11 protein-coding genes and 1 riboswitch are annotated in these 12,838 nt (G+C 71.1%); of the genes, 4 read left to right on the top strand and 7 right to left on the bottom strand.

Going from position 1 to position 12,838, the window contains the following annotated elements:
* Positions 1 to 23: 23 nt before the first annotated feature.
* Together ACWD5Q_RS05040 and murQ are read left to right on the top strand one after the other, a co-directional pair.
* The gene (locus ACWD5Q_RS05040) at positions 24 to 977 is read left to right on the top strand and encodes a MurR/RpiR family transcriptional regulator (protein WP_451425612.1); all 954 of its coding nucleotides are present in this window, start codon (positions 24 to 26) and stop codon (positions 975 to 977) included.
* Positions 978 to 1,029: 52 nt separating this feature from the next.
* Complete coding sequence (gene murQ / locus ACWD5Q_RS05045) at positions 1,030 to 1,965, top strand: N-acetylmuramic acid 6-phosphate etherase (protein WP_451425613.1); 936 nt, start codon at positions 1,030 to 1,032, stop codon at positions 1,963 to 1,965.
* Between the two features lie 8 nt (positions 1,966 to 1,973).
* On the opposite strand, the gene ACWD5Q_RS05050 is transcribed toward murQ, so the two are convergent.
* From ACWD5Q_RS05050 to thrC, 7 genes are all read right to left on the bottom strand, one after another.
* Complete coding sequence (locus ACWD5Q_RS05050) at positions 1,974 to 2,600, bottom strand: DedA family protein (protein ID WP_451425614.1); 627 nt, start codon at positions 2,598 to 2,600, stop codon at positions 1,974 to 1,976.
* A gap of 78 nt (positions 2,601 to 2,678) precedes the next feature.
* A complete protein-coding gene (locus tag ACWD5Q_RS05055) occupies positions 2,679 to 4,172 on the bottom strand; it encodes an MFS transporter (RefSeq protein WP_451425615.1) in 1,494 nt (497 codons plus the stop codon).
* 181 nt (positions 4,173 to 4,353) lie between these two features.
* Complete coding sequence (locus ACWD5Q_RS05060) at positions 4,354 to 5,481, bottom strand: NADH:flavin oxidoreductase (RefSeq protein ID WP_451425616.1); 1,128 nt, start codon at positions 5,479 to 5,481, stop codon at positions 4,354 to 4,356.
* 206 nt (positions 5,482 to 5,687) lie between these two features.
* The gene (gene groL, locus ACWD5Q_RS05065; RefSeq protein WP_451425617.1) at positions 5,688 to 7,310 is read right to left on the bottom strand and encodes a chaperonin GroEL; all 1,623 of its coding nucleotides are present in this window, start codon (positions 7,308 to 7,310) and stop codon (positions 5,688 to 5,690) included.
* 435 nt (positions 7,311 to 7,745) lie between these two features.
* On the bottom strand, positions 7,746 to 7,949 hold the full coding sequence (locus tag ACWD5Q_RS05070) for a cold-shock protein (RefSeq protein WP_009339379.1): 204 nt from the start codon (positions 7,947 to 7,949) through the stop codon (positions 7,746 to 7,748).
* 452 nt (positions 7,950 to 8,401) lie between these two features.
* Positions 8,402 to 8,677: a MoaD/ThiS family protein gene (locus ACWD5Q_RS05075; protein ID WP_451425618.1), complete on the bottom strand. Its 276-nt coding sequence runs from the start codon at positions 8,675 to 8,677 to the stop codon at positions 8,402 to 8,404.
* Positions 8,674 to 9,963: a threonine synthase gene (gene thrC / locus ACWD5Q_RS05080; protein ID WP_451425619.1), complete on the bottom strand. Its 1,290-nt coding sequence runs from the start codon at positions 9,961 to 9,963 to the stop codon at positions 8,674 to 8,676. The genes ACWD5Q_RS05075 and thrC overlap by 4 nt, the downstream gene beginning before the upstream one ends.
* 18 nt (positions 9,964 to 9,981) lie before the next feature.
* A riboswitch (SAM riboswitch) is annotated at positions 9,982 to 10,138 on the bottom strand.
* A 172-nt stretch (positions 10,139 to 10,310) separates the two neighbouring features.
* Here thrC and ACWD5Q_RS05085 point away from each other — a divergent pair.
* Both ACWD5Q_RS05085 and ACWD5Q_RS05090 read left to right on the top strand, forming a co-directional pair.
* Positions 10,311 to 11,279: a glucosyl-3-phosphoglycerate synthase gene (locus tag ACWD5Q_RS05085; RefSeq protein ID WP_451425620.1), complete on the top strand. Its 969-nt coding sequence runs from the start codon at positions 10,311 to 10,313 to the stop codon at positions 11,277 to 11,279.
* Between the two features lie 110 nt (positions 11,280 to 11,389).
* The gene (locus ACWD5Q_RS05090) at positions 11,390 to 12,817 is read left to right on the top strand and encodes an alpha,alpha-trehalose-phosphate synthase (UDP-forming) (RefSeq protein WP_451425621.1); all 1,428 of its coding nucleotides are present in this window, start codon (positions 11,390 to 11,392) and stop codon (positions 12,815 to 12,817) included.
* Positions 12,818 to 12,838: the final 21 nt, after the last annotated feature.

Here is a 12,838-nt window from a genome sequence, read left to right on the forward strand (position 1 = left end):
GAACGGAAAATATCTTTCACATTGTGACCCAGCGCGCGAAGGAAACTTTCTCCGCCTCGTCGGGCCGGGGGCCGGCGGGCCGGAACACGCCGCCCGCACCCGCCGCGCTCGCCGCCAAAGTGCGCACCCTCGCGCCCTCCATGACCCGGTCCATGCAGCGGGTCGCCGAGGCCGTCGCCGCCGACCCGGCCGGGTGCGCGGCGCTCACGGTCACCGGGCTCGCCGAGCTGACCGGCACCAGCGAGGCCACCGTCGTCCGCACGGCCCGCCTCCTCGGCTATCCGGGCTACCGGGACCTGCGCCTGGCCCTCGCGGGCCTCGCCGCCCAGCAGCAGTCGGGCCGCGCCCCGTCCGTCACCGCCGACATCGCGGTCGACGACCCGATCGCGGACGTCGTCGCGAAACTCGCCTACGACGAGCAGCAGACCCTCGCCGACACGGCGGCCGGTCTCGACACCGTGCAGCTCGGCGCCGCCGTCACCGCGCTCGCCGCCGCCCGCCGCATCGACGTGTACGGCATAGGGGCGTCCGGGCTCGTCGCCCAGGACCTCGTCCAGAAGCTGCTGCGGATAGGGCTCATAGCCCATGCGCACAGCGACCCGCATCTCGCGGTCACCAACGCCGTGCAGTTGCGCGCCAAGGACGCGGCGATCGCCATCACGCACTCGGGTTCCACCGGCGACGTCATCGAACCGCTGCGCGTGGCCTTCGAGCACGGGGCGACCACCGTCGCCGTCACCGGCCGTCCGGACGGGCCCGTCACGCAGTACGCGGACCACGTCCTGACCACCTCCACGGCGCGCGAGAGCGAGCTGAGGCCGGCCGCGATGTCGTCCCGCACGAGCCAGCTCCTCGTCGTGGACTGCCTGTTCGTCGGCGTGGCGCAGCGGACGTACGAGACCGCGGCGCCGGCGCTGTCCGCGTCGTACGAGGCCCTGGCGCACCGTCACCACCCGCGTGGCGGAACGAAGCGCTGACCTTGCCCGTCCTCCCTCCCGAGCAGTGCCGCACCGGAAAGAGGCGCGCCCGATGACCTCCTCGTCCCACCAGCACGACGTGCGAGCCGAGCTGGAGACCCTGACCACCGAGGCGTTCCGCCCCGAGCTGGCCGAGATCGACCGGCTCCCGACCCTTGAGATCGCGCAGCTCATGAACGGCGAGGACGCGACCGTCCCGGCCGCGGTCGCCGCGCGGCTCCCGCAGATCGCCGCCGCGATCGACGCCGTCGCCGAACGGATGGCCCGGGGCGGCCGGCTGGTGTACGCCGGCGCGGGCACGGCCGGGCGGCTCGGCGTCCTCGACGCCTCCGAGTGCCCGCCGACCTTCAACACGGACCCCTCGCAGGTGGTGGGTCTGATCGCGGGCGGGCCCCGCGCGACGGTGAGCTCGGTGGAGGGCGCGGAGGACTCCCGGGAGCTGGCGGCCCGGGACCTCGACGGGCTGGGGCTGACGGCCCGTGACACCGTGGTCGGCGTCTCGGCCTCGGGGCGCACGCCGTACGCGGTCGGCTCGGTGGAGCACGCCCGGACGGCCGGTGCGCTCACGGTCGGTCTGTCCTGCAACGCGGGCAGTCCGCTCGCGGCGGCGGCCGACCACGGCATCGAGATCGTGGTCGGCCCCGAACTGCTGACCGGCTCGACCCGGCTGAAGGCGGGCACGGCGCAGAAGCTGGTCCTCAACATGATCTCGACGATCACGATGATCCGGCTGGGCAAGACGTACGGGAACCTGATGGTCGACGTGCGCGCCTCCAACGACAAGCTGCGCGCCCGTTCCCGCCGCATCGTGGCGCTGGCGACGGGCGCGGACGACGAGGAGGTCGAACGCGCCCTCGCGGCCACGGACGGCGAGGTCAAGAACGCGATCCTGACCATCCTCGGCACAGTGGACGGCCCGGCGGCGGCCCGGCTTCTCGCCGAGAGCGACGGCCGTCTGCGCACGGCGCTGGCGAAGGCGGCGGGCTGACCCCGGGATCAGCGGGCCGCTTTGCGGCGGCTGTTGAGGTGGCGGGCGGCGAGGAGCACGACGAGGACGGCCAGGACGATGAGCACGTACAGCTCGTAGCGGCTGATCGCCGGGTACAGCGTCTTCAGGTGGGCTCCGGCTAGGGCGCCGAACGTGACCCAGACGCCGGCCCACAGAGCGGCGCCGAGGGCGTTGAAGAGCAGAAAGCGCCGCCAGGGCATCCGGGCCAGCCCGGCGATGATGCCGTTCGCCTGGCGCAGCCCCTCGATGAACCGCGCCACGAAGACGATCTTGCCGCCGTGCCGGGCGAAGAAGGCCTCCGCCCGGGCGACTCGGGCCGGGGTGAGCAGGACGTAGCGGCCGTAGCGCTCCACCGCCCCGTGGCCGCCGAAGCGGCCGATCGCGTAACCGACGTTGTCGCCGAGGACCGCGGCGAGAAAGGCGAGGACGGCCACCAGGACGAGGTTGAGCCGGCCCGCGCCCGCGTACACGGCGGCGACGATCAGGATCGTCTCACCGGGCACGGGCACACCGAAGTCCTCGGCGAACACCAGGACGGCGACGGCCGGATAGCCCCAGTGGTCGAGGACCGGCGCGGCATCGGCGAGGACTCCGGGGAGCGGGGGCTGGGTCATCGGCGACCTCCCGGGCGAGGGGGCTTCGGCGTTCGGCACCACTTCCCATGATCCGGCACCCGGGCCCCACCGGCAGACCTACTCCTGCGTCACGGCCGTCACCTTCGCGATGTCCGGTTCGCCGGCCGCCGCGGCGGTCGTGTTCTGCCCGTCGGCCGTACCCCGGCGCGGGATGAAGGACGCCACGGCGAAGGCGAGGAGAGCGGCGCCGGCGCCGACGGCCAGGACGGTCCTGAAACCGTTCTCCGACGGCAGGGTGACGGGCCCGAGGGTCGTGGTCATGTTGGCCAGGACGACGCCGGCCACCGCGCTCGCGGTGGACGTGCCGATGGAGCGCATCAGGGTGTTGAGGCTGTTGGCGGCCCCGGTCTCGGAGGCGGGCACGGCCCCCATGATGAGGGCGGGCATGGCGCCGTAGGTGAAGCCGATGCCGGCGCCGATGACGCAGGAGACGAGCACGAAGTGCCAGACCTGGTCCATCAGCGCGACGTTGACGCCGTAGCCGGCGGCCACGATCAGGGCGCCGGTCATCAGGGTGACCTTCGGGCCCTTGGCACGCGAGACGGCCGCGGACACCGGGGCCGTCGCCATCATGACCAGGCCGGAGGGCGCCATGACCAGGCCGGCCGTCAGCAGCGATTTGCCGAGGCCGTAGCCGGTGGCCGCGGGCAGTTGCAGAAGCTGCGGGATGACGAGGGACATCGCGAACATGCCGAAGCCGAGCGCCACCGAGGCGAGGTTGGTCACCAGCACCTGACGGCGGGCGGTGGTGCGCAGGTCCACCAGCGGCTCCGCCACGCGCAGTTCGAAGACGCCCCACACCAGCAGGATCACGACGGCGGCGGCGAACAGGCCGAGGGTGGCGCCACTGGCCCAGCCCCAGTCGGCGCCCTTGGAGATCGCCAGCAGGAGGCACACCAGACCGGCCGCCATGCCGAGCGCGCCGGGCACGTCGAACCGGCCGCCGCTGCGCACCGCCGACTCCGGGACCAGGGCCAGGACGAGGACGGCGGCGACGACACCGAGCACGGCGGAGGTCCAGAACAGCATGTGCCAGTCGGAGTTCTCGGCGATGACCGCGGCGGCGGGCAGACCGAGGGCGCCGCCGACGCCGAGCGAGGCGCTCATCATCGCGGTCGCCGAACCGAGCCGCTCGGCGGGCAGTTCGTCGCGCATGATGCTGATGCCGAGCGGGATGACGCCGGAGGCCAGACCCTGAAGGGCGCGTCCCACGATCACCGGCGTCAGGGCGTCGCTGAGGGCGACGGTGACCGAGCCGACGACCAGCATCGTCAGTCCGGTCAGCAGCATGCGGCGCTTGCCGTACATGTCGCCCAGGCGGCCCATCACCGGAGTGGCGACGGCGGCGGCGAGCAGCGTCGCGGTGACGGCCCAGGCGCTGTCCGCGGAGGAGGCGTTCAGGAGCTTCGGCAGCTCCGGGACGATCGGGATGACCAGGGTCTGCATCAGCGAGACCACGATGCCGCCGAAGGCGAGCACCGCGACCAGGACGGTCGATCTCGGCGCCGCGGACGGCCCGGCTCCGGCGGGCCGGGCGAGTGCGTCGGACATGAAGGATGCCTCCGTCGGAGTGCAGGCGTGATTGACTCGGGCAACCTTATGGGGATTGATTGACTTAAGCAAGAGAATTCCGTCGGGCCTGCCGCCCCGTCCTGCTCCCCCACGCCCCCTTCGGACACGGGCCGGGCGGTCCCCACGCCCGTGCGGGGCGCGGGGACCGCCCGGGCACGGATCAGTACAGGGTCTTCAGCGCCGCCGCGTCGTACGGCTTCAGCTCGTCGAAGCGGCCCGCCAGGACCTTCGCCGCCCACTCGGGGTCCTGGAGCAGGGCGCGGCCGACCGCGACCAGGTCGAACTCCTCCGCCTCCAGGCGGTCCAGGAGGTTGTCGATGGCCTTGACCGGGGCGCCCTCGCCCTGGAAACCCTTGATGAAGTCGCCGTCCAGGCCCACGGAGCCGACGGTGATGACCGGCTTGCCCGTGAGCTTCTTGGTCCAGCCCGCCAGGTTGAGGTCCGAGTCGTCGAACTCCGGCAGCCAGTAGCGGCGGGTGGAGGCGTGGAAGGCGTCGACACCGGCCGCGGCGAGAGGGCTGAGGATGGCGTCCAGTTCCTCGGGCGTCTCGGCGAGCCGGGCGCCGTAGACGTCCTGCTTCCACTGCGAGTACCGGAACAGAATCGGGAACTCCGGCGAGACCGCCTCCCGGATGCCGGCCACGATCTCCGCCGCGAACTTCGTCCGGGCCACCGGGTCGCCTCCGTAGGCGTCGGTGCGGCGGTTGGTGCCCGCCCACAGGAACTGGTCGACGAGGTAGCCGTGGGCGCCGTGGATCTCCACACCGTGGAAGCCGATGCGCTCGGCGTCGGCCGCGGCCTGGGCGAACGCGCCGATGACGGCGTCCAGGTCGGCGCGGTCCATGGCCTTGCCGGTGGCCTCGGTGGCGCCGATGCGCAGACCCGAGGGGCCGACGGCGGGGGCGTCGGCGAACGGCGGCTGACCCTGCTCGCGGACCATGCCGATGTGCCACAGCTGCGGGAAGATCGTGCCGCCCGCCGCGCGCACCGCCTCGGCGACCTTCGCCCAGCCCGCCAGCTGCTCCTCGCCGTGGAAGCGGGGCACCCGGTCACTCTGCCCCGCCGACTCATGGCCCACGTACGTGCCCTCGGTGACGATCAGACCGACACCGGCGGCGGCCCGGCGGGCGTAGTACGCCACCACGTCCTCGCCGGGGATGCCGCCCGGGGAGAACATACGGGTCATCGGGGCCATCGTGATCCGGTTCGGGACCGTGAGGCCGTTGAGGGCGATCGGCCGGGACAGGATCCGGGCCGCGCGGGAGGCGGGGGGCGGGGTGACGGTCACGTGGGGGCTCCTCGTCGATGACTCTGCTGACCGGTTGGTATGTGCACGCGCATTGTTGCACCTCCTCAAACAACCATCGGCCCGGCACCCCGCATTCCACACCCCGGCACTGGGTCGCGTGACCCCGGACACGCCCGAGGGCGGCACCCCCTGTCGGAACAGGGAGTGCCGCCCTCGGCTAGGGACGTCGATCGACCAGGGGTCGATCAGAAGTCCATGTCACCGCCCGGCATGCCGCCGCCGGCGGGCGCGGCGGCCTTCTCCGGCTTGTCGGCGATGACGGCCTCGGTGGTGAGGAACAGCGCGGCGATGGAGGCGGCGTTCTGCAGAGCGGAACGGGTCACCTTCGCCGGGTCGATGATGCCTTCCTTGACCAGGTCGACGTACTCGCCGGTCGCGGCGTTCAGACCGTGCCCCGGGGTCAGGTTGCGCACCTTCTCCACCACGACGCCGCCCTCGAGGCCGGCGTTGACGGCGATCTGCTTCAGCGGGGCCTCGAGCGCCAGCTTGACGGCGGCGGCACCGGTGGCCTCGTCGCCGTTCAGGTCCAGCTTCTCGAAGACCTGGGAGGCCTGGAGCAGGGCCACGCCACCACCGGCGACGATGCCCTCCTCGACGGCCGCCTTCGCGTTGCGGACGGCGTCCTCGATGCGGTGCTTGCGCTCCTTGAGCTCGACCTCGGTGGCGGCACCGGCCTTGATGACGGCCACGCCGCCGGCCAGCTTCGCCAGGCGCTCCTGCAGCTTCTCGCGGTCGTAGTCGGAGTCGCTGTTCTCGATCTCGGCGCGGATCTGGTTCACCCGGCCCGCGACCTGGTCGGCGGAGCCGGCACCGTCGACGATCGTGGTCTCGTCCTTGGTGATGACGACCTTGCGGGCGCGGCCCAGGAGGTCCAGGGTCGCGTTCTCCAGCTTGAGGCCGACCTCCTCGGAGATGACCTCGCCGCCCGTGAGGATGGCGATGTCACCGAGCATGGCCTTGCGGCGGTCGCCGAAGCCCGGGGCCTTGACGGCGACGGACTTGAAGGTGCCGCGGATCTTGTTGACGACCAGGGTCGACAGGGCCTCGCCCTCGACGTCCTCGGCGATGATCAGCAGCGGCTTGCCCGACTGCATGACCTTCTCCAGCAGCGGGAGCAGGTCCTTGACGGAGCCGATCTTGGAGTTGGCGATCAGGATGTACGGGTCGTCGAGCGACGCCTCCATACGCTCCATGTCGGTGGCGAAGTACGCCGAGATGTAACCCTTGTCGAAGCGCATGCCCTCGGTGAGCTCGAGCTCCAGACCGAAGGTCTGCGACTCCTCGACGGTGATGACGCCTTCCTTGCCGACCTTGTCCATGGCCTCGGCGATCAGCTCGCCGATCTGGGTGTCGGCGGCGGAGATGGAGGCCGTGGAGGCGATCTGCTCCTTGGTCTCGACGTCCTTCGCCTGCTCCAGCAGGGCGGCGGAGACGGCCTCGACGGCCTTCTCGATACCGCGCTTCAGAGCCATGGGGTTGGCACCGGCGGCCACGTTGCGCAGGCCCTCGCGGACCAGCGCCTGGGCGAGAACGGTCGCGGTGGTCGTACCGTCACCGGCGACGTCGTCCGTCTTCTTGGCGACTTCCTTGACCAGCTCGGCGCCGATCTTCTCGTACGGGTCCTCGAGCTCGATCTCCTTGGCGATGGAGACACCGTCGTTGGTGATCGTGGGGGCGCCCCACTTCTTCTCGAGGACGACGTTGCGGCCCTTGGGGCCGAGGGTCACCTTGACGGCGTCCGCGAGCTGGTTCATGCCGCGCTCGAGGCCGCGCCGCGCCTCCTCGTCGAACGCGATGATCTTGGCCATGTGAAGTGGTCCCTCCAGGACTGGGGGTGATTACTCCGGACCGCGCCCGCGCCCGCGACGGACGGCCCCGACCGGAGGTTCCTTGCCCCACCCGGCCCGCAGCCTCACCGACTCGGTCCTTCTTTGTCACTCTCACCTTCAGAGTGCTAACGCCAATGATTAGCACTCGCCCCGGTCGAGTGCAAGGCGCTTCCCGTGAAGCGGGCTCGTCGGGGGGTGGCGGCCGGGTGACGGGCGGGCGCACGGCGCGCCCGCGAAGCGAGCCCGCCCAGGGGGGGCACACACCTGCCCGCGTCACCGCTCCCGCGCGCCCCCGCCGCACCCCCGGCCCACCGACCCACCGACCCACCGGATCCGGACAGACCGAGGGGCTCGTACCCCTACGGGATACGAGCCCCTCGACACGTCGAACAGTTCAGTCGTCGGCGCGCTACCTCAGCCCGCCAGGCGGACCATGTCCGCCTGCGGCCCCTTCTGACCCTGCGAGATCTCGAATTCGACCCGCTGGCCCTCTTCCAGGGTGCGGTAGCCGTCCATCTGGATCGCACTATAGTGGACGAATACATCCGCACCACCGTCGACCGCGATGAAGCCGTACCCCTTCTCCGCGTTGAACCACTTGACGGTGCCCTGAGCCATGCCTAACTCCCCTATTACTGGCCCTTGCACAGATCCACACTTCGCGGATCCGGGTCAGACCTCACCCCCCAACGGTTGGGGGCGTGCGCCGGAACGCGTCGACCGCGGCTGAATGTATCTGTCCAACTGCCCTGCGCAACAGGTCACTTGGACGAGAAATCCAGGCATGACCGGTCGGGAATGTACGGAGAATTCACCAGAATTCAGGGCAAGTCGGGCCCGACAAAAGGAATGGATGGCGCAAAACCCATGCCCACTTTGGCTACTTCTTGCCCAGCGGGTGGTTAAGGACTCCGGTGGCGCGACCGGAATCCGGGAGCGGGTTCCCCAACTCTACCGTGCTCAACCATGCAGAATTGCCCCCTCCGCTTCTCTCGCGGAGAGGGCAATTCGATGAACTCTCGGCGCTTTGCCTTACCGAAGGCGAACGATCGCGCCGGGGTGAGCGGCCGTCAGCCGCCGGCGACCGCCGGGATGATGGAGACGCCCGTGCCGTCCGGGGTCGCCGTCTGAAGGCCCTGCTCGAAGCGGACGTCGTCGTCGTTGACGTACACGTTGACGAAGCGGCGCAGCTTGCCCTGGTCGTCCAGGACGCGGGCGGCGATGCCGGTGTGGTTCTTCTCCAGGTCGGCGATGACCTCCGCGAGGGTCGCCCCCTCGGCGGCGACCTCGGCCCGGCCCCCGGTGTAGGGGCGCAGGATGGTGGGGATACGTACGGTCACGCTCATGCGAGGCCAGCCTCTCGGAAGGAGTCCAGGGTCGGACGGATCGTCGCGGTGAGGCCGGTGCCCGCCACCGCGTCCAGGGTCTTGAGGCCGTCGCCGGTGTTGAGGACGACGGTCGTCTTCGTCGGGTCGAGCGCACCGCTCTCGACCAGCTTGCGGGTCACGCCCACCGTCACGCCGCCCGCCGTCTCCGCGAAGACGCCCTCGGTGCGGGCGAGCAGCTTGATGGCGTCCACGATCTGCGCGTCCGTCACGTCCTCCACGGCCCCGCCGGTGCGGCGCGCGATGTCGAGCACATAGGGACCGTCCGCCGGGTTGCCGATCGCCAGCGACTTGGCGATCGTGTCCGGCTTCTGCGGCCGTACGACGTCGTGGCCGGCCTTGAACGCGGTCGACACCGGCGAGCAGCCCTCGGCCTGGGCACCGAAGATCCGGTACGGCCGGTCCTCGACCAGTCCCAGCTCGATCAGCTCCCGCAGCCCCTTGTCGATCTTCGTGAGCTGGGAGCCGGAGGCGATCGGGACCACGATCTGGTCCGGCAGCCGCCAGCCCAGCTGCTCGGCGATCTCGTACGCCAGGGTCTTGGAGCCCTCCGCGTAGTACGGACGCAGGTTGACGTTGACAAAGCCCCAACCCTCGCCGGCCGGGTCGCCGATCAGCTCCGAGCAGAAGCGGTTGACATCGTCGTAGTTGCCCTCGATGCCGACCAGCTCGCCGCCGTAGATCGCGGCCATGACGATCTTGCCTTGCTCCAGGTCGTGCGGGATGAAGACGCAGGAGCGCAGCCCGGCCCGGGCCGCCGCGGCGCCCACCGCGCCCGCCAGGTTGCCGGTGGAGGAGCAGGAAAGGGTGGTGAAGCCGAAGGCGCGCGCCGCCTCCAGCGCCTGGGCGACCACGCGGTCCTTGAAGGAGTGCGTCGGGTTGCCGGAGTCGTCCTTCACATACAGCCCGCCGGTCACACCCAGCTCGCGCGCCAGGTTGTCGGCCTTGACCAGCTTGGTCCAGCCGGGGTTGAGGTTCGGCTTGCCGGCGACGTCCGCCGGGACCGGCAGCAGCGGCGCGTAGCGCCAGATGTTCGCGGGGCCGGCCTCGATCCGCCGGCGCAGTTCCTCGGTGTCGTAGCCCGAGAAGTCGTACGCGATCTCCAGCGGGCCGAAACACTCCTCGCAGGCGAAGACCGGGCCGAGCGGCACCCGGTGGCCGCACTCGCGGCAGGACAGGGCCGCGGCGGGGCCGAGGTCCACGGAGTTCACGGAGTCGGTGCTGCTTGCAACTGTCTGCACAGCCATGTCAGGCGAGGCCCTCTCTCCTCATCTTCCTCACGACGCATCTCGCCGTGAGACGGATTTGGCACCTTCCCTAGCCGGGAGCCTCGCGAGGACGATCATCACTGATCTACGAGAACCGGCTGGAGGGTTGCCGGGGCTTCATCGGGCCGTGTCCCTCTGCCCCTCTGGATGAGCTGTATGCGGTTGTTTCACTGGTTGTCAGCAGCGGCGACCCCCGACATGCGATGGTCACCGGCGTTGTTCAAGACTGTAACCGAAGGCCACGACAGTTGAGATAGTCGTCCGAACCGCGAGATGGATCACCACGGACAAGCCGGAGTCAAGCCGGGGACAAGGAGCCGCAGACCGTGCTGGAAGAAGTCGAGCGCTGGCTGAGCACCCGCTCCTGGTCCGTGACCGATCGTCCGCTCCACCAGATCCTGGCCGCCAAACGCGCCTCGGGCTCGTCGGTCAGCGTCGTGCTGCCCGCGCTCAACGAGGAGGAGACGGTCGGCGAGATCGTCGCCGTGATCCGGCACGACCTGATGCGGCAGATCCCGCTCGTCGACGAGATCGTCGTCGTCGACTCGGGTTCCACGGACCGCACCTTCGAGGTGGCCGCGGCGGCCGGCGCGACGGTGGTGCACCGCGACACCATCCTGCCGCGCATTCCTGCCGTGCCCGGCAAGGGCGAGGTGCTGTGGCGCTCCCTCCTGGTCACCCGCGGGGACATCGTCTGCTTCGTCGACGCGGACCTGAGGGAGTTCTCGTCGGACTTCGTCTCCGGGATCGTGGGCCCGCTGCTCACCGACCCGGGCGTGGACCTCGTGAAGGCGATGTACGACCGGCCGCTGGCCCTGCCCGGTGAGCCGGCCGCCGGGCCGGCGGCGGGCCAGGGCGGCCGGGTCACCGAGCTGATGGCCCGCCCGCTGCTCAACATGCACTGGCCGCAGCTCGCCGGGTTCGTCCAGCCGCTCGGCGGCGAGTACGCCGCCCGCCGCTCGCTGCTGGAACGGCTCCCGTTCCCGGTCGGGTACGGAGTGGAGCTGGGCGTGCTGGTCGACGCCCTGCATCTGGTGGGCCTGGACGCCCTGGCCCAGGTCGACGTCGGGGTGCGCCTGCACCGCCACCAGGACGGCCAGGCGCTCGGCCGCATGGCCGCGGCGATCTACCGCACCGCGCAGTTGCGGCTGGCCCGCGGCCATCTGGTCCGCCCCGCCCTCACCCAGTTCGAGCGCGTCGAGGGCCGCTTCGAGCCGCGGACGTACGCGGTGGACACCGAGGAGCGGCCGCCGATGGCGGAGATCGCGGAGTACGCGGACCGGCGGGCGGCCTGAGCCGTCCGGCCCCGGGCGGACCGCGTCCGTGACGCCGGCCGTCGTATACGGTTCAGCGGACGGCCGAAGGGAACGTTTGAGCGTTTTCGGCTCGGGCTAGGTTTCGTGGCATGGCTTCGAATGCGGCTTCCGTTCTCGTGGCGTCCAACCGCGGCCCGGTCTCCTACGCGCTGGACGACACGGGACAGCTCACCGCCAAGCGCGGCGGGGGCGGACTGGTCTCCGGCCTGTCGGCGATCGGCCCCGACACGGACGCGGTGTGGGTCTGCTCCGCGCTGAACGACAGCGACCGGGAGGCCGTACGGCGTACCGGCGGCAGGCTCGATCCGGCCGACACCGGCGGCCAGCGCGTACGGATGCTCGACATCGACGCGCAGGTGCACGCCGCCGCGTACAACGGCATCGCGAACTCGGTCCTGTGGTTCGTGCACCACATGCTGTACCAGACGCCGCTGGAGCCGGTCTTCGACGCGGAGTTCCGGCGGCAGTGGGCGGCGTACGAGACCTACAACCGGGCGTTCGCCGAGGCGCTGGCGGAGGAGGCGGCGCAGGGCGCGGCGGTCCTGGTCCAGGACTACCACCTCGCCCTGACCCCCCGGATGCTCCGCGAGCTGCGGCCCGACCTGCGGATCGGCCACTTCTCGCACACGCCGTGGGCGCCGCCGGAGTACTTCCGTCTGCTGCCCGACGACATCGCCGCGCGGGTGCTCGGCGGGATCCTGGGCGCGGACCGGGCGGCGTTCCTCACCCAGCGGTGGGCGGACGCGTTCACGGACTGCTGCCACGCGGTCCTCGGCCCGGACCTCCCCTCGGGCACCCGCGTCGGCGTCCACGGGCTGGGCGCGGACGCCGAGTTCCTGCGCGAGCGGGCGCACCGGCCGGATGTGGACGAGCGGATGCGGGTCCTGCGGGAGCAGATCGGCACGGGCCCCGACGGCAGGCCCCGCAAGTCGATCGTGCGGGTGGACCGCACGGAGCTGTCGAAGAACATCGTGCGCGGGCTGCTGGCGTACGAGGAACTGCTCCGGTCGCGTCCCCAGTGGCGCGAACGGGTCGTCCACGTGGCGTTCGCCTACCCGTCCCGGCAGGACCTGGCCGTCTACCGCGACTACACGGCGGAGGTCCAGCGGGTGGCGGCGGAGATCAACTCCCGTTTCGCCACCCCCGGGTGGACCCCGGTGGAGCTGCACGTCAAGGACGACTTCGCCCGCTCGCTCGCCGCGTACCGGCTGGCGGACGTGGCCCTGGTGAACCCCATCCGGGACGGTATGAACCTGGTCGCCAAGGAGGTCCCGGTGGTCTCCGACGAGGGCTGTGCCCTGGTGCTGTCGCGGGAGGCGGGGGCGTACGAGGAGCTGGGCGAGGACGCGGTGAGCGTGAACCCGTACGACGTGGTGCGCACGGCGCAGGCGCTGCACGAGGCGCTGTCGATGGGTCCGGGAGAGCGCGCGGAACGCACCAAGCGTCTGGCCGCGCGGGCCACGGCGCTTCCCCCGGCCCGCTGGTTCCTGGACCAGCTCGCCGCGCTGGAGGACTGAGGTTCACTCCCCGGGCGCGGG

Source organism: Streptomyces sp. NPDC002513 (assembly GCF_053595355.1).

Excerpts from the sequence above, each read along its gene's own strand:
- murQ (WP_451425613.1), top strand. The coding sequence starts at position 1,030 with ATGACCTCCTCGTCCCACCAGCACGACGTGCGAGCCGAGCTGGAGACC.
- ACWD5Q_RS05050 (WP_451425614.1), bottom strand. The coding sequence starts at position 2,600 with ATGACCCAGCCCCCGCTCCCCGGAGTCCTCGCCGATGCCGCGCCGGTC.
- ACWD5Q_RS05055 (WP_451425615.1), bottom strand. The coding sequence starts at position 4,172 with ATGTCCGACGCACTCGCCCGGCCCGCCGGAGCCGGGCCGTCCGCGGCG.
- groL (WP_451425617.1), bottom strand. The coding sequence starts at position 7,310 with ATGGCCAAGATCATCGCGTTCGACGAGGAGGCGCGGCGCGGCCTCGAG.
- ACWD5Q_RS05070 (WP_009339379.1), bottom strand. The coding sequence starts at position 7,949 with ATGGCTCAGGGCACCGTCAAGTGGTTCAACGCGGAGAAGGGGTACGGC.
- ACWD5Q_RS05075 (WP_451425618.1), bottom strand. The coding sequence starts at position 8,677 with ATGAGCGTGACCGTACGTATCCCCACCATCCTGCGCCCCTACACCGGG.
- thrC (WP_451425619.1), bottom strand. The coding sequence starts at position 9,963 with ATGGCTGTGCAGACAGTTGCAAGCAGCACCGACTCCGTGAACTCCGTG.
- ACWD5Q_RS05090 (WP_451425621.1), top strand. The coding sequence starts at position 11,390 with ATGGCTTCGAATGCGGCTTCCGTTCTCGTGGCGTCCAACCGCGGCCCG.